The 15,416-nt window shown below is 48.8% G+C and carries 14 protein-coding genes and 1 pseudogene; 6 read left to right on the plus strand and 9 right to left on the minus strand.

The features are described 5' to 3' along the window. The first annotated feature begins 64 nt into the window (after window positions 1-64). From L3V45_RS05125 to L3V45_RS05140, 4 genes are all read left to right on the plus strand, one after another. Window positions 65-799, plus strand: a complete 735-nt coding sequence (locus tag L3V45_RS05125) for an MBL fold metallo-hydrolase (RefSeq protein ID WP_014304736.1) — start codon at window positions 65-67, stop codon at window positions 797-799. A 12-nt stretch (window positions 800-811) separates the two neighbouring features. After that, window positions 812-1,807, plus strand: a complete 996-nt coding sequence (lplJ, locus tag L3V45_RS05130) for a lipoate--protein ligase (protein WP_003155205.1) — start codon at window positions 812-814, stop codon at window positions 1,805-1,807. 80 nt (window positions 1,808-1,887) lie between these two features. Further along, window positions 1,888-2,532, plus strand: a complete 645-nt coding sequence (locus tag L3V45_RS05135; protein ID WP_236837279.1) for an SDR family oxidoreductase — start codon at window positions 1,888-1,890, stop codon at window positions 2,530-2,532. 131 nt (window positions 2,533-2,663) lie between these two features. Further along, the gene (locus tag L3V45_RS05140) at window positions 2,664-4,205 is read left to right on the plus strand and encodes a fatty acid--CoA ligase family protein (RefSeq protein WP_236837280.1); all 1,542 of its coding nucleotides are present in this window, start codon (window positions 2,664-2,666) and stop codon (window positions 4,203-4,205) included. A 47-nt stretch (window positions 4,206-4,252) separates the two neighbouring features. On the opposite strand, the gene L3V45_RS05145 is transcribed toward L3V45_RS05140, so the two are convergent. Continuing rightward, window positions 4,253-4,648: a YhfM domain-containing protein gene (locus L3V45_RS05145; RefSeq protein ID WP_003155199.1), complete on the minus strand. Its 396-nt coding sequence runs from the start codon at window positions 4,646-4,648 to the stop codon at window positions 4,253-4,255. Window positions 4,649-4,802: 154 nt separating this feature from the next. Between L3V45_RS05145 and L3V45_RS05150 the strand changes: the two genes are divergently transcribed. Continuing rightward, complete coding sequence (locus L3V45_RS05150; protein ID WP_003155197.1) at window positions 4,803-6,053, plus strand: M48 family metallopeptidase; 1,251 nt, start codon at window positions 4,803-4,805, stop codon at window positions 6,051-6,053. Between the two features lie 44 nt (window positions 6,054-6,097). Here the strand turns inward: L3V45_RS05150 and L3V45_RS05155 are convergent, their stop codons facing one another. Continuing rightward, window positions 6,098-7,246, minus strand: a complete 1,149-nt coding sequence (locus tag L3V45_RS05155; protein ID WP_003155195.1) for a S8 family peptidase — start codon at window positions 7,244-7,246, stop codon at window positions 6,098-6,100. Window positions 7,247-7,734: 488 nt separating this feature from the next. Between L3V45_RS05155 and L3V45_RS05160 the strand changes: the two genes are divergently transcribed. Further along, entirely contained in the window at window positions 7,735-8,613 is an 879-nt protein-coding gene (locus L3V45_RS05160; protein WP_025852070.1) for an ABC transporter substrate-binding protein, read from the plus strand. A gap of 14 nt (window positions 8,614-8,627) precedes the next feature. On the opposite strand, the gene L3V45_RS05165 is transcribed toward L3V45_RS05160, so the two are convergent. The 7 genes and pseudogenes from L3V45_RS05165 to L3V45_RS05190 all read right to left on the minus strand — a co-directional run bounded on the left by L3V45_RS05165 (window position 8,628) and on the right by L3V45_RS05190 (window position 15,407). After that, the gene (locus L3V45_RS05165; protein WP_014304741.1) at window positions 8,628-9,203 is read right to left on the minus strand and encodes a histidine phosphatase family protein; all 576 of its coding nucleotides are present in this window, start codon (window positions 9,201-9,203) and stop codon (window positions 8,628-8,630) included. Window positions 9,204-9,253: 50 nt separating this feature from the next. Then, complete coding sequence (locus L3V45_RS05170) at window positions 9,254-10,345, minus strand: acetyl-CoA C-acyltransferase (protein ID WP_032857752.1); 1,092 nt, start codon at window positions 10,343-10,345, stop codon at window positions 9,254-9,256. Then, complete coding sequence (locus tag L3V45_RS05175) at window positions 10,333-11,769, minus strand: acyl-CoA synthetase (RefSeq protein ID WP_109567408.1); 1,437 nt, start codon at window positions 11,767-11,769, stop codon at window positions 10,333-10,335. The genes L3V45_RS05170 and L3V45_RS05175 overlap by 13 nt, the downstream gene beginning before the upstream one ends. Window positions 11,770-11,780: 11 nt before the next feature. Further along, complete coding sequence (locus L3V45_RS05180; protein WP_024085089.1) at window positions 11,781-12,338, minus strand: biotin transporter BioY; 558 nt, start codon at window positions 12,336-12,338, stop codon at window positions 11,781-11,783. A gap of 130 nt (window positions 12,339-12,468) precedes the next feature. Next, window positions 12,469-12,984: a methyl-accepting chemotaxis protein gene (locus L3V45_RS19625; protein ID WP_369719112.1), complete on the minus strand. Its 516-nt coding sequence runs from the start codon at window positions 12,982-12,984 to the stop codon at window positions 12,469-12,471. Window positions 12,985-13,227: 243 nt separating this feature from the next. Then, window positions 13,228-13,968, minus strand: a pseudogene (locus tag L3V45_RS19630) (protoglobin domain-containing protein); the annotation flags it as partial. Then, a complete protein-coding gene (locus tag L3V45_RS05190) occupies window positions 13,884-15,407 on the minus strand; it encodes an FAD-dependent oxidoreductase (RefSeq protein ID WP_043866970.1) in 1,524 nt (507 codons plus the stop codon). The gene L3V45_RS05190 and the pseudogene L3V45_RS19630, both read right to left, overlap by 85 nt. Between the last annotated feature and the right edge of the window lie 9 nt (window positions 15,408-15,416).

The raw sequence follows: 15,416 nt of genomic DNA on the forward strand, positions 1-15,416 counted from the left end.
TTTGTACGAAAAATAGGTATATTGGAGGAAAGGGTCTTTTTATCATAAACATTCGGAGGGTCATATGAAAGTTACAGTTATTGGATGCTGCGGCGGGTTTCCGGCCGCAAACGAAGCAACTTCAGGCTATCTGTTTCAGTCCGGCGGCTATTCTCTGCTCGTCGATTGCGGAAGCGCCGTATTATCAAAGCTGTTTGCCTATGTTCCGGCAGAAGAGCTTGATGCCGTCATTTTGTCCCATTATCACCATGATCACATCGCTGATATCGGGCCGCTTCAATTTGCCAAACAGGTCGGCTCCTTTCTCGGAAAAGGGACGCATGCACTGCCGATTTACGGGCATGATGCTGATATAGAACAGTTTGAGCGTCTTACATATAAAACGCATACGAAAGGAGTGGCCTATCAGCCGGACCGCCCGCTTTCCGCCGGGCCGTTCACCATTACCTTCCTGAAAACGGTGCATCCGGTCACTTGTTATGCGATGCGGATTACTGACGGTTCAGCTTCTGTTGTGTATACGGCTGATTCAAGCTACCAGGACGCGTTTATCCCGTTTGCGGAAAATGCCGATCTGCTGATCTGCGAGTGCAATTTTTACGCGGACCAGGACGGCACGTCAGCCGGCCATATGAACAGTTTGGAAGCCGGACGTATCGCGGAGGAGGCCGGAGCGGGGGAGCTGATTCTCACACATCTGCCTCATTTCGGCGAGCACCGGAAGCTGAAAGAAGAAGCGGAATCCGTGTTCGGGGGCGAAGTGACAATCGCCGCTTCCGGATTGAAGTGGGAGAAATAAAGGAGGAGCACCATGTTATTTATCGACAACCAAAACATAACCGACCCGAGGATCAACCTCGCGATCGAGGAATATTGCGTGAAGCATCTCGACCCTGAACAGACATACCTGCTGTTTTATGTCAATCAGCCGTCGATTATCATCGGGAAGAACCAAAACACAATAGAAGAAATCAATACGAAATACGTAGAAGATAACGGAATCATCGTCGTCCGCAGGCTGTCAGGAGGCGGCGCGGTTTACCATGACCTCGGGAATCTGAATTTCAGTTTTATCACCAAGGATGACGGCGACAGCTTCCACAATTTTAAAAAATTCACCGAACCCGTTATTCAGGCGCTGCGCCAGCTCGGTGTGGAAGCTGAATTAAGCGGCCGAAACGACATCGTCGCGGACGGCAGAAAAATTTCCGGCAACGCTCAATTTTCGACGAAAGGGCGTATTTTCAGCCACGGAACATTAATGCTGGATTCCGCCATTGATCATGTCGTGTCAGCCTTAAAAGTGAAAAAAGACAAAATTGAATCAAAAGGCATTAAGTCAATCAGAAGCCGTGTCGCCAACATCAGCGAGTTTCTTGATGACAAAATGACGGCGGACGAATTCAAAAAACATCTGCTTCACCATATTTTTAATACAAATGATCTTTCCGAAGTGCCGGAATATAAACTGACCGATGAAGACTGGAAAGCGATCCGGAAGATTTCCGAAGAGCGCTATCAAAACTGGGACTGGAATTTCGGAAGGTCGCCCGCATTCAACCTTCAGCATTCGAAACGTTATCCGGTCGGATCGATTGATCTGCGTCTTGAAGTGAAAAAAGGAATCATTCAGGACTGCAAAATTTTCGGTGATTTCTTCGGTGCGAAAGATGTGAGTGAAGTCGAACAGGCGCTGACCGGAAAACAGTATGACAGAACCGCTATCAGGGAGGCGCTGGCCGGAATCGATCTGAAACAGTATTTCGGCAAAATAGAGCTGGAAGATTTCCTCGAGCTGATTTATTAGAACATTTGCCGAACGCATGATTTGAATCAGCACCCGTTTTTGTGAAATGATAGAACCATAATGAATGGGGAGGGATCATGATGAAAGTATTTCTCATCGGAGCAAACGGGCAGATCGGACAGCGTCTGACCGGGCTGTTTCAAAAAGACGGCACGCATACGCTGCGGGCGATGGTCCGGAAAGAAGAGCAGAAAGAAGCGCTTCAAGCCGCAGGAACAGAAGCCGTTCTTGCAGATTTGGAAGGAAGCACGGAAGACATCGCGAAAGCCGCTGAAGGCTGTGACGCGATTGTGTTTACCGCCGGATCAGGAGGAAGCACCGGATACGATAAGACGCTTCTGATTGATCTTGACGGAGCGGCGAAAGCGATAGAAGCGGCAAAGAAGGCCGGCATCAAGCGGTTCATTATGGTAAGCGCCCTTCAGGCTCATAACCGCGACAATTGGAATGAAGCGCTGAAGCCGTATTATGCCGCAAAGCATTATGCGGATAAAATTCTTGAAGCGAGCGGTCTGACGTATACGATTATCCGGCCGGGCGGGTTATTAAATGATCCCGGCACGGGAAATATCAAAGCCGCGGCCGATTTAGAAAGAGGCTCCATTTCAAGAGACGATGTCGCCAAGACCGTTATCGCATCCCTTGATGAACCGAATACGTATGAAAAAGCGTTCGATCTGACAGCGGGCGGCACGCTGGTCAGTGAAGCGCTGAAACAATTATAGTTTCCGGTTTTACGGCACTCGGGGCTTTTTGCCCTTGAGTGTTTTTCTATATTTTTCTATAATAAAAGTGAACGTTTATTCCGGATAAATGAATGACTATTCATTCATTATATTTTTAAAGGGGTGGGAAAATGAATCTGGTTTCCAAATTGGAAGAAACGGCATCGCAGAAACCGGAAAAACCAGCTTGTCTGTTTCAAGATCAGTACATGACGTATGAGGAGCTGGCAGGTAAAATCAAAGCATTTGCAAACGGCTTGGAGGACAGGGGACTGAAAAAAGGGGATCATCTCGCGCTGCTGCTCGGAAATACGCCTGACTTTGTTATTGCGTTTTTCGGCGCGTTAAAAGCGGGAATTGTCGTCATACCTGTTAATCCGGCATACACACCTTCAGAAATCGCATACATGCTGAAAAACGGCGATGTCAAAGCGATCGCCGGCATCGACCTATTAATTCCCGTATTTGAAAGCCTGCACGGCTCGCTGCCGCTGTTGGAGCATATCATTATCAGCCAGACAGCAGAGAACGCTCCATCGACAGAAGACCCTCAATTGCGCTTAAAAATGACAACGTTTACAAAAATGCTCCGCCCGGCGGAGCGCAGCAGAACTTATCCGACATTGTCCAAAGACGATACTGCCGTCATTTTATACACCTCAGGGACGACCGGAAAACCGAAAGGCGCCATGCTCACCCATCAGAATCTTTTCTCCAATGCAAATGATGTCGCCGGATACTTAGGAATGAATGAGAAAGACAAAATTGTGGCGGCACTGCCGATGTTTCACGTTTTTTGTTTAACCGTTTGTATGAATGCGCCTCTGATGAGCGGAGCGTGTGTCTTAATCGAGCCGCAATTCAGCCCGGCCTCTGTGTTTAAACTGATTAAAAGCCGTCAGGCAACCATTTTTGCCGGCGTTCCGACGATGTATAACTATCTGTATCAATACGAGCACGGCAAGGCGGAGGATTTTGCGTCCGTCAGACTGTGCATTTCAGGCGGGGCCTCCATGCCGGTCGCTCTGTTGCAGACGTTTGAACAAACCTTTGACGTCACCATTCTGGAGGGGTACGGACTTTCTGAAGCGTCTCCGGTTACTTGTTTTAATCCGTTTGACCGGGGGAGAAAGCCCGGCTCGATCGGGACGAATATTTTACATGTCGAAAATAAAGTCGTCGATACGCTCGGACGCGAATTGCCCGACCATCAAGTGGGAGAATTGATCGTGAAAGGGCCGAATGTGATGAAAGGCTATTACAAGATGCCCGAGGAGACGGAGCACGCGCTGAAAGACGGCTGGCTGTACACGGGTGATTTGGCGAAGCGCGACGAAGACGGTTATTTTTATATCGTCGACAGAAAAAAAGATATGATTCTCGTCGGCGGATACAATGTCTATCCGCGCGAAGTAGAAGAAGTGCTCTACAGCCATGAGGGCATTAAAGAAGCCGTGGTCGTCGGCGTTCCTGACGCCAAAACGGGGGAAGCGGTGCATGCTTATATAGTGCCTGCGGACGGTGAGCTGACAGAGCAGGCGGTTTTCGATTACTGTGAAACACATTTGGCAAAATATAAGCGGCCGGCGGAAGTGGTTTTTCTTGATGAGATTCCGAAGAACGCGACCGGGAAGCTGCTGAGAAGGGCGGTCCGGGACATGCTTCCGAAATGACGGACGAAAAGCGAAGCCGGGGGCTTCGCTTTTACATGCTGATCCGGTCAGCTCTGCGATTCTTCCTTAATGATGCTTTGCACAAGCTTCGTATCATGCCGGGTCAGTTTGTAATACGTGTTTTTATACTTGTACATCATATAATTGCCGCTTTCGAGCCACATGCTGAATGAATCAAAACGGTCTTCATGGTATTTGACCGTTCCGTCGTAATCGGGAGACACGCTTTTGGTCAGTTTGACTTGTTTTCCTTGGTTCAAGATATCGAGCATATCTTTTACATTCTGCCTGTCTTTAATTTTGATCTCTTTTTTTCCGTGCTCTGACAGAATAATCAGATCTGCGTTGCTTGATGGAAACACATCGCCGGTCCGGCTGTATACATAGAAGAAAGCAATAACCAAAAGGGCGATTACTACAATAAACGCGATTATTTTTTTCATATTCATCACTCCGTCTTTTAGTCTTTCCCGCTTCCTGTTGTTCCATTCTTTTCTGTTGTGAAAAGATTAACATCCGTTTCGGAGGCTTGGTTCTATTTATTTGCATTTATGCTTACAATAGGAGTAAGTCATAAGGCTAAGGAGGGAGACTTCCATGCGCAAATGGATAGCGGCAGCGGGACTTGCCTATGTGCTGTACGGCCTTTTTTTCTATTGGTATTTCTTTATGACAGGAGACTCCGCCGTCCCGGAGGCCGTAAAGGGAACGAAAGCCGATCCGTCCTCGTTCATGGACCCGGGCCGCCTGGCAGCCGCTGAAAACTTTTCAAATGTAAAGGATTTTTTATTTTTCATCGGAGCGCCGTTAGATTGGTTTTTATTTTTTCTGCTGCTCATTACGGGGCTTGCAAAAAAAATAAAGCATTGGCTGGAAGCAGCGGTGCGCTTTCGGGTGCTGCAAATCGTAAGCTTCGTATTTGTGATTTCACTCATCGTTACGGCGGCTTCGCTTCCGCTTGAGTGGATCGGATATCGGGTTTCGCTTGCGTATCATATTTCGACGCAGACAGCAGCAAGCTGGATAAGAGACCATGTCATTGATTTCTGGATCAGTTTTCCGCTGTTTGCCGTGTGTGTGCTTGTGTTTTACTGGCTGATCACAAAGCATACAAAAAAATGGTGGTTTTACGCTTGGTGTCTTACTGTGCCGTTTACCCTGTTTTTGTTTTTCCTGCAGCCGGTCGTGATTGATCCTTTATACAATGATTTCTATCCGCTGAAAGACAAGGAGCTGGAAAGCAAAATTTTGTCGCTTGCCGACAAGGCCGACATTCCGGCCAGCCATGTGTATGAAGTAAATATGTCGGAGAAAACGAATGCGCTGAATGCGTATGTGACGGGCATCGGTTCGAATAAGCGGATCGTTTTGTGGGATACGACGCTTAACAAACTGAAGGATCGGGAAATTTTGTTCATTATGGGGCATGAGATGGGGCACTATGTGATGAAGCACGTGTACATCGGACTGGCCGGGTATCTGCTGCTGTCATTAGCCGGGTTTTATATCATTGACAAGCTTTATAAGCGGCTGTCCAAATTCTTCGGCCGAATGCTTCATATAAAGGGGCCTGAAGATCTGGCCGCCCTCCCGCTGTTATTGCTGCTCATATCCGTTCTCAGTTTTGCTTCTGATCCGATTACGAACGCCGTCTCCCGGTATCAGGAAAACGCCGCCGACCGTTACGGCATCGAGCTGACCGGAAACCGGGAAGCGGCGATTGAGACGTTTCAGGACTTGGCCGATACGGGACTGAGCCGGGTCAACCCGCCGTTTCTCGTCAAAATTTTCAGAGGGAGCCACCCGTCGATCATGGAGCGGATTGAACATGCGGAGGAAGAAAAATAATAAAAAAACCGGCGGGGCCATGGCCGACGCCGGTTTTTTATGTTTTACTGAGCTGCCGCCTGTACGTTGATCAGCCCTTTTCCATAGTAGAAAGCATCACCAAGTTTTGTAGTGGTGTTTTCTAAACTGCTGCGGACTTGAGTGTTTGTCCAGTTCGGGTGCTTAGAAAGAATCAAAGCAGCCGCTCCGGCAACGTGCGGAGATGCCATTGACGTACCATTGTACGCGCCGTATTTGTTTCCAGGAAGCGTACTTTGGATAGAGACGCCTGGTGCCATGACATCAAGCTCAGAACCTACGCTTGAGAAAGATGCTCTTTGGTTGCTGCTGTTAACAGCGCCTACCGCAATGACAGAAGGGTATTTACCAGGGTAGCCCACTGTGCTTGAGCCGCCGGAAGTGCCTTCGTTACCGGCTGCCGCAACCACTACGACGCCGGAAGCAACGGCTTTGTCAACTGCCGCTTTTAAGGCTGCAGAACCAGAAGGTCCGCCGAGGCTCATGTTAATAACGTCCATATTGTTTGCGATCGCCCACTCAATTCCGTTAATGATCCAGCTGTACTGGCCGGAACCGTCAGCGCCGAGAACTTTTACAGCGTAAAGAGATGCGCTTGGCGCAACGCCTAATACACCGACTGAGTTATTAAGAGCCGCAACTGTACCGGCAACGTGAGTTCCGTGAGAGTTGTTATCTTGGAAAGGATTTGTTTCAGAAGGAACCATGCTGGCTCCGCCTGCTACCTTTAAATCAGGATGAGAAGAATCGATACCGCTGTCGATAACCGCTACTTTAACATTTGATCCGGTGAAGCCTTGAGAGTGCAGAGCAGGGGCTTTAATCTGTGATACGCCGTAAGGCACGGACTGCGCGTACGCCTGTGCAACATGATCTTCTTCAACGTAAGCGACGCTAGGGTCTTTTTTCAGCTCTTTTACAGCTTTTTCATTTAATGTAGCTGAAGCTGCGTCTACATATTTGAATTGCTTTTCCACTTTCCCGCCTTTTTCAGAAATGACATCTTTTTTCTTGGCGGCGCTCATCGTGCTCATTGTCTGCTTAAATCCGACAATATATTTCTTTTCCCCGTTTGATTTCCCTGCAGCCTGGGCAGAAGTCGTGCTGCCGAACGCCATCGTAAAGATTAACGCTAAAGCAAACAGCAAACTGATCCATACCTTTTTGCCTCTCACTCTTTATCCACTCCTTTTTTCATTTGCAGAATAACCAATAGACAGATTATTCTGTGGATTAATTGTATAGTATGGAATAATATTTTAGTAGACCCAATTTTTTTCAGTTTGTTTTATTTCTATTTAGGTATATCATCTCTCTTTCGTTTAATAGGAACCCGAAATATTTAAATTTTAATGGAAAAAACCGATGGAAGGACATGAGTATTTGTACACAGTCGCAATCGCTCTCTTGTTTACTGGGTCGAACGGTTTGATTCCATTTTTGGAAGCTGAGGCAAAAACAGGATAAATGTCACCTTTTGTTGAATGCAGAAGTCTGATGGAAACGAAAGCGGAATGAAATAAAGCGGCCGGCATGAATCAGTCTTTGACTTTCTTGAGGGAGAAAAGCTGTGAAACCATTTTATAAAAATAATGATAATGAATATCATTGATACTTATATTGTCAATGATATAATTGCGGAAAAACGAAAGAGGGGGAACAGATGAAACCAATTTTCAGTATGCTGATGATCTTATCCGTTCTCTTCATAACGGCATGCTCAGAACAGGAACATGAAACCGCCGTCAGGCATGATCTGGGGACGGCGCATGTGGCTGCGCACCCGCAGCGCATCGCCGTATTGAATGAGGGCTTTATTGACACCCTCCATGATCTCGGTATAAAGCCGGCGGCCGCGGCGGATAACCGGAAAGAGCGAAACGACGGCAGTCCGTCCGTCGGGCCCCCGTCACATCCCGATTTGAAAAAGATCACTTCGTTAAAACCCGATCTCATCATTGCAGACTCAAGCCTGCACAGGGGGATATACCATGAGCTGACAAAGATCGCTCCGACAATCGCTTTGAAAAATGAAGCTGCGGATTATCAGGATGCGGTTGATGCTGCCCTTACCATTGAAAAGGCGGTCGGTAAAGAGGGCATCATAGAGAAACAATTGTCGGCTCAGGAAGAAAAGCTGAATGACATCAAAAGAAAGCTGGATGCAGAAGGCGGCACGATTTTATTAATTGACGCTGCAAATGGCAGCATTTCCGTAAAGGATGACCGGTTTTTCACATCCCGGCTTATGACGCTCGCAGGGTTTACATATGCGGTCCAGACGGATTCCGGCGGGAAATCAGGCGCTATCAAAATGACGCCCGGGCAGCTTTTGCATATCGATCCTGATTACATCGTACTATTGGACGGTGAGGAAGAACTCGAAAAAAATCACCTCTGGAAACAGCTGACTGCCGTAAAAAACGGACACGTTTATCGCGCGGACAGGGCGGTATGGACGGAGCGCCGGAGCATTGACGGTGCGGACGCCGTATTACATGATCTTCAGAAAAAAATGCTCGCCAAAAAGGCCCAAAACTAATTCGGGCCTTTTTGTTATGATTCTGATAGGTGGCTGCTTACATTGTAATCTTTGACGCGCCACTTATTTTCAATTCGTTCGATATTGCTCAGGCACGCATTGACAAGCTTTGCGTTTTGTATGCCGGTATCACCGTCAGAAATAGCGGACAAGAGGGCGTGAATGGCTGCGCCGTGAGCGACGATCAGTACTTTTTGATCAGGAAACCGCTCCTGAACTTTCACTAAACCGGCAAGCATTCTGTCTGTCAGCTCTTCTGCGGTCTCCATGTTCGGGTAGTTTTTATCCGGGTAGCGCTTCGACCGTTCCGGCAAAGACATTCCTTCCGCATCACCGTAGCTCCGTTCTCTGAAATCTTCCATGACGACAATGGGAAGATTCAAAAAACCGTTAATAATGTCAGCTGTTTTTCTGGCCCGTTTCATCGGGCTCGAGACGATGACATCCCATTCGGACCCCTTTAAGTACTCTCCTGTTTCTTTCGCCTGACGCTCTCCCGTCGCATTTAACGGAATATCCGATTTGCCTTGAAGCTTCTTTTGGGCATTCCAATCAGTCTCTCCATGTCTTACTAAACAAACGGCAGTCATAAAGTCTCCACTCCGATCATTTTTTATCGATATCATCTATTATACTGCCGTTACGTTAACACTTCAAAGAGAAGCGCCAGTCCGACTCCGCCTCCGCTGCCGATCGCTGCTGCTGCGTAGCGGGCATCCGGGCGTCTTTTTGCTTCATAAAAAAGCCGGGTGATAAGCGCCGCCCCGGAAGCCCCGTACGGATGCCCGACGGCCAGAGCGCCGCCCCGGACATTTATTTTAGAATACGGCACTTGAAGCTGCTGTGAGAAAACGCATATTTTGACGGCAAACGCCTCGTTGATTTCGTATATATCAATATCATCCGGTGACAGGTCCCGTTCCTTCAAAAGCTTTTTGACGGCATAAACCGGAGCTGCTGACGGATAATGCGGATGGACGCCGCTTACCGCGCTTCCGATAAAACGCAATCCCGGCTTTAAACCGAGAGACCGCGCTTTTTGTTCTTCCATCACACAAACTGCCGCCGCCCCGTCAGAAATTCCGCAGCTGTTGGCCGCGGTGACAGAGCCTCCGGACTGAAAGACGGGTTTGGCGCGGGCGATGAGAGGCCCCATGTTCCGCTTTTTCAGCATGTTTTCGTCAGCGGCGAATCCGTGACAGGGGAGAATTTCCCGGCGGTACAAGCCGTCTTCGTGCGCTTTGACGCTCCGTTCATAGCTGAGAAGGGCATATTCGTCCTGCATCTTTCTCGTTACGCCGTAAGCCTGTGCCGTATACTCGGCCGCTATGCCCATATCAGGATCGCCGATGTGTTCAGGAGAAAAGCGCGCCCGGGATGAGAAAGGGGAACGGCTGCTGCTCTCCGCTCCTCCCGCGATGTATGTGCTCCCCGCGCCGGCTTTAACAAAGTGGCACGCGACCCTCACGGCGTCCAATCCGGAACCGCACTGCCTGTCGATGGTCGTACCGGACACGCTCAAAGGAAGCCCGGCGGCCAAGGCTGACAGCCGGGCGAGGTTCCCGCCGCGGCCCGTCGCGTTTCCGATCAGGACTTCATCAATGTCTTCGGGCATGTTCCGGCTCAAATGTCGGATCAGCGGAGCTGCCAAATCTTCGGGGAGACAGTCTTTTAACAGGCCGTTTTCCCGGGCGAAAATCGTCCGCTTCGCATCCGTAATTACAGCTTCCATTCCATCATGTCCTTTGCCTGCTTTTGTACGGCGGCACGGGCGATCTTTCCGCCGGCTGTTTCCGGTATTTCTGAAAACAGCCATTTTTTCGGGATTTTATATGCCGCCAGCTGCTCGCGGCACTGTTTCTTCAGTTCCTTTACATTTGCATGTCCGTCGATCACCGCAACGGCGATGCTGCCCCAATAATCATCAGGAATGCCGATGACGGCCGCTTTTCTGACGCCCGGACAGCGGTTGAGCACACGTTCTATCTCTTCCGGGAATACATTCAGGCCGCCTGATACGATCATCCCGTTTTCACGTCCTTCGATATAAAGATAGCCTTCACGATCGATATATCCCATGTCATCAACCGTCATCCAGCCGGAATCATCAGGTTTTGCGCCGTTGATGTATCCGGAAAATTTCATCGGGCTGTTCACAAAAATCTTCCCCGTTTCGCCCGGCATGCAGCGTTCTCCGCCGGGCCGGCGGATTTCGATTGTAACATTTTCAAACGGACGGCCCGCCGCGTCAGGCTTCCGGACGCTGTCTTCAGGCGATAAGAACGCCACGAAACTCAGCTCAGACGTTCCGTAAAAATCGTACAACCGTAAATGGGGATAGCGCTCTGACAGCGCTTGTTTAGACGAAGCGGGCCAGTCTGCACCGGAAGAAATCACCTTGAGCGGTGTATCCGGAAACGCCTCTAGTGAGAGCAGGGCGTCCGTCATTGTCGGAACGGTATATAGAACGTCAGCTTGTCTGAGCCGGTCTTTCATTCCGGCCGGATTGAATTTTCTTTGAAGGAGGACGGTTCCGCCGATAAACAAAGTGCTGACGGCGCCGTATAAAAAGTGTGACGAGCGAAGCGTGCCCGGTACCAGCACTTTGTCATCAGGGGAAATGCCGAACTCACGTTTCGTACAAGAAAAGCTCTCCAGCCACGAACGGTGAGAGCGGGTGAAGGCTTTCGGCTTACCGGTCGATCCCGAGGTGAATCCGGTATAAAAGGGCAGGCCGGTGTTTTTGATAAAAGCGCCTTCCGTTTTTTCCGCCTCGATCAAAGGCCTGCATTCATCCCACAGGATGACAGGCGTTTTGATGCCGTCCAGTCTGCCGCTCAGCCGGCGGTCACAGATGACGAGGTCGGTTTTGCTGATGTGCAGCTGGTCCGCGAGTTCCGCCGCAGCCGAGCGGGGATCTAACGGAACCGCCGTGCAGCCGGCATGCGCCGCCCCTGCGAAAAGTTGTAAAAATGGGATGCCGTTCGGCAGTAATATCGCAAGGTTTTCCGGTTTATCTGAAAGGCTGCCAAGCCAGTTTGCGGTTTGGTTTACTAGCCTGTTCCAAGTTTGATAGGTGATCTGTTCTGTTTCTGTCTGAATTGCGATCTGTTCCGGCGCTTGTCCGGCTGTATCTGAATATGATGATGTAATCATGGTGACTAAAATCAGCTTCCTTTCGTCGGCAAAAGCCGGCTTGCTTGAAGAGTTTTTCTGATTCTTACGGCTGCGAATGAGGCTGCGGCCGCTTTAAGCAGATCTCCGGGCACATAGATGAGGCTGAGCTTTACGGCAGTCAAGATATCAATGTGCATTATAAAAGCCTGAATGGGAATGCCGATGACATACAAAAACAGCACGCCGAACAAGAACTGTCTGATAAACAAATGGGGGACAGCAGCTGAGCGAAGGCCTTGGATGCTGAGGCTCAGCAGTAATGCCGCCAGCGGATATGCGATGAGATATCCGGCGCTCGGCCCGAAAAAAACCCCGAACCCGCCTCTTCCGCCTGAAAGGAGAGGCGCTCCGCATGCCACAATCAGCAAAAAAAGCAATTGGCTTAAAAATGCCGCTTTCGGTTTCAGGATGCTTCCTGATAAGAGCACACCGATCGTCTGGAGCGTAATCGGAACCGGCGTAAAGGATAAGAAAAGCGGCGGAAGCAGCCCCAAAAGTCCCATAATGGCGGTAAACACGGCAATATGCATCATTTCTGTCAATTTCATTATGTATTCCTCCAGCTTATCAAAATATGTTTATACAATAAAGCGAGTCTTTATATATGTCAACTCTATTATATTTTAAGTTAACATTAAAAAGACCGGCCTTTTATGAAAAAGGCCGGTCGGTTTATCTTTATTCTTCTGTAAGGATAACAAGTGAATCAACGGATGATGCAACGTGGGAAACGGCGCGGCTGACTTCTTGAAGGCCGCCGAGAAAGGCCTGCAAATCAACGTCGATTTTGCCTGTCTGGTCTTTGCTCGTTTTCATGCTTTGGACGATGTCATCAAACAGACGGTTGATCTGCGTCATTTTTTCTTTCGTTTCGCTTACAAGTCCGTTTACATCTTTAATATGTTTGGACACGATGTTGATTTGTGTATTGGTATTGTTCACGAGCTCTGATACGGTGGAAACAGTTTTTTTCGTATCCTCTGAAAGCTTCCTTACCTCCGTCGCGACAACGGCGAACCCTTTGCCATGCTCCCCGGCTCTCGCGGATTCTATTGAAGCGTTGAGTGACAGGAGATTCGTTTGCTCGGCGATCCCCGTCACGATGCCGAAGATTTTTTCGATCTGCTGGGCGATGTCATTCAGCTTGTCCATTTCTTCTTCAATCTGCAGAAGGCTAGCGTCGATTTTATTCATCTGCTGCTGCTGGCTTTCAAGCTCTTTTTTCCCGCCGATTGATTTTTCTTCGACATGTACGGAAGTGACGGTGCCGGCTTTTGACGCCTCGGAAATGCCCTCAGATTTATCGACCAGCTCCTGCACGGCTCTGCTCGTTTCTGAAAACAAATCAGCGAGTGATCCGGAAGTTTCCTGGATTTTCTGATGAAGGCGGGCTTTCTTTTCCTCTTGTTCGTCACGCTGGCAGTTATATTCAGTCTGGAATGCTTCAAGGACGAGCTGCTGTTCAAGATTCAATATTTTCGTCGTCGCTTTGATCGCTTTTAAAAGCTCATGCAAATCCGGAATGGTTGCTTCATATATGTTCATCATCGACAGAAGCAGATCCTGAAACGCTCCCATATACCATTTCGGTTCAAGGCCGATCCGCAAGTGGATGGAAGCGATGCGCTGTCTTTTTTCAATGAATTCATCATCAATCGTGCCGGCGAACATCTCATGGATATGACGCCGTAATGTTTTTTTCAGGCGCTCGACCGTGCTGTGGTCGTTAATGATCGTCATTAATGATTTTTCGTGATCCAGGTTTCGGTAAAAGGAATCGACGATTGTTGAGATATGTTCTTTAATTAACGGCTGCAGCTCTTCAAGCACATGAAGTTCTTCGTTTCCGAGCCTGACCATTTTCAGCTGTTTTTGGACATCTGCATATTGATTTGAAAGCGCGATGCGTTTTTTTCCATCGGCTTCTGAAAAATATGCTGTTTCTTTTTTGCGGTCTTTTTTAAATAACAATATTAGTTCCCCCAGATATTCTCTTTTTCTTTTTATCGGTTTGGAAGGAACTTGAATGAAGGAATCTGATAAAAATATTTTAATGCGGAAAAAAATAAAACCATTCGTACAGAATGGTTTAGTCAATCTTGGGTGAGACGTTTCAGCGGCTTGATGGCGGGACCTTCGGCAACCCCGCCGTCGGGTGTGAACCGGGACCCGTGACATGGACAGTCCCACGTCCGTTCGCCGTCATTCCATTCAACCTCACAGCCTAAATGGGTGCATGTCGTATCGACAAGATGCAGACAGCCTTTTTCATCTTTATAGGCGCCGGCCCGTTTGCCGTTTACCGTTACGATTTTTCCCTCCCCGGGCCCAAGACTCTCAGGCGCAGCGTCCGGCCTCTCAAGTTTGCCCGAGATAAGGTGTTTGGCCACGTCGGCATTATAGGAAATCAGTTTTTTCAGTCCGGGATCTGCGTGGAAGCGTGACGGAATAAACAGGCCGGAAAACGGGTTCTTTTTGTTTTGAATATGATCAGCCAAAAGCTTCGCGGCGAGCGCTGAGCTTGTCATGCCCCATTTTTTAAAACCGGTCGCCGCCAAAATATGTTCTTCATCGCCTGAGATCGGACCGATGAACGGAATTTTGTCAATGGTGACAAGGTCTTGTGCAGACCAATGATATGGGATGCTTTCAACTCCGATTGTGTCTTCCGCAAATTGTTTCAGCGCTTCGTAATGCCCGGACATTTCTTTTCCTTGGCCTGTTTTGTGGCTTTCACCGCCGACAAGCACCAGTTTTTCACCGTTCAAATCGGTGTATCGCAGTGATCTGGACGGCTTGTCTATGCTGAGATACATCCCGTCCGGATACGCTTGTTTCGGTTTTACCGCGAGTACGTAGGATCTGCTGGCATACATTCTGGCGGCATAAAGCCCGCCTCCGTCATAAAAAGGAAAGTGGGAAGCGCAGACAATGTAGCTGCACTTGATGCCGTGTCTGTTTTTCGTGACCACTTCCGGCTGCGGTTCTTTTTTTATGTCGATCGCAGCCGTCTGTTCAAAAATCCGCGCCCCGTTTTTAACGATCTCTTTGACGAGCGCCGCACCATATAAAAGCGGATGGAATTGCGCCTGATTCTTCATGGCGAGGCCGAGCCTGCAATCAACGGGGACGGGAAGTTCTTTCACAAGCTCGTGTTCAATACCGAGCTTGGTATAAGCTTCCTGCTCACTGCGCATTTTTTTGACGCCTGATTCTGTATTGGTGTAAAGATATGCGTCTTGTTCAATCAGTCTGCAGTCAATCGAAAGGTCCTTGATGATCTGCTTCATGTCTTCCATGGCGCGGAGATGGGCTTCGAAATACAGCCTTGCGCTGGTCAGGCCGATCTGCTGAATAAGATCGGCATAGATGAAATCATGCTGGGCGGTGATTTTTGCGGTCGTGCCCGCGGTCGTCCCGTTTAAAATCCGGTCTGCTTCAATGACAGCGACACGGAAACCTCTTTTCGTCAGTTCGTATGCCGTTGTCAGGCCCGTAATTCCTCCGCCGATCACCGCAACGTCACATTCCGTATCTTCAGTGAGGGCGGGAAAGGAAGGAATGTCAGCTGTTGCTTTCCAATAGGAAGCCGGTTCCTCGTTTGAAAAAGTAGTCAATTCAGATTT

It is taken from the genome of Bacillus sp. R45 (assembly GCF_021729365.1).
Classification (GTDB): Bacteria; Bacillota; Bacilli; order Bacillales; family Bacillaceae; genus Bacillus; species Bacillus velezensis.

Coding starts and splice junctions, on each gene's coding strand:
- L3V45_RS05125 (WP_014304736.1), top strand. CDS start 65: ATGAAAGTTACAGTTATTGGATGCTGCGGCGGGTTTCCGGCCGCAAAC.
- lplJ (WP_003155205.1), top strand. CDS start 812: ATGTTATTTATCGACAACCAAAACATAACCGACCCGAGGATCAACCTC.
- L3V45_RS05135 (WP_236837279.1), top strand. CDS start 1,888: ATGAAAGTATTTCTCATCGGAGCAAACGGGCAGATCGGACAGCGTCTG.
- L3V45_RS05140 (WP_236837280.1), top strand. CDS start 2,664: ATGAATCTGGTTTCCAAATTGGAAGAAACGGCATCGCAGAAACCGGAA.
- L3V45_RS05145 (WP_003155199.1), bottom strand. CDS start 4,648: ATGAAAAAAATAATCGCGTTTATTGTAGTAATCGCCCTTTTGGTTATT.
- L3V45_RS05150 (WP_003155197.1), top strand. CDS start 4,803: ATGCGCAAATGGATAGCGGCAGCGGGACTTGCCTATGTGCTGTACGGC.
- L3V45_RS05160 (WP_025852070.1), top strand. CDS start 7,735: ATGAAACCAATTTTCAGTATGCTGATGATCTTATCCGTTCTCTTCATA.
- L3V45_RS05165 (WP_014304741.1), bottom strand. CDS start 9,203: ATGACTGCCGTTTGTTTAGTAAGACATGGAGAGACTGATTGGAATGCC.
- L3V45_RS05170 (WP_032857752.1), bottom strand. CDS start 10,345: ATGGAAGCTGTAATTACGGATGCGAAGCGGACGATTTTCGCCCGGGAA.
- L3V45_RS05175 (WP_109567408.1), bottom strand. CDS start 11,769: ATGATTACATCATCATATTCAGATACAGCCGGACAAGCGCCGGAACAG.
- L3V45_RS05180 (WP_024085089.1), bottom strand. CDS start 12,338: ATGAAATTGACAGAAATGATGCATATTGCCGTGTTTACCGCCATTATG.
- L3V45_RS19625 (WP_369719112.1), bottom strand. CDS start 12,984: ATGAATAAAATCGACGCTAGCCTTCTGCAGATTGAAGAAGAAATGGAC.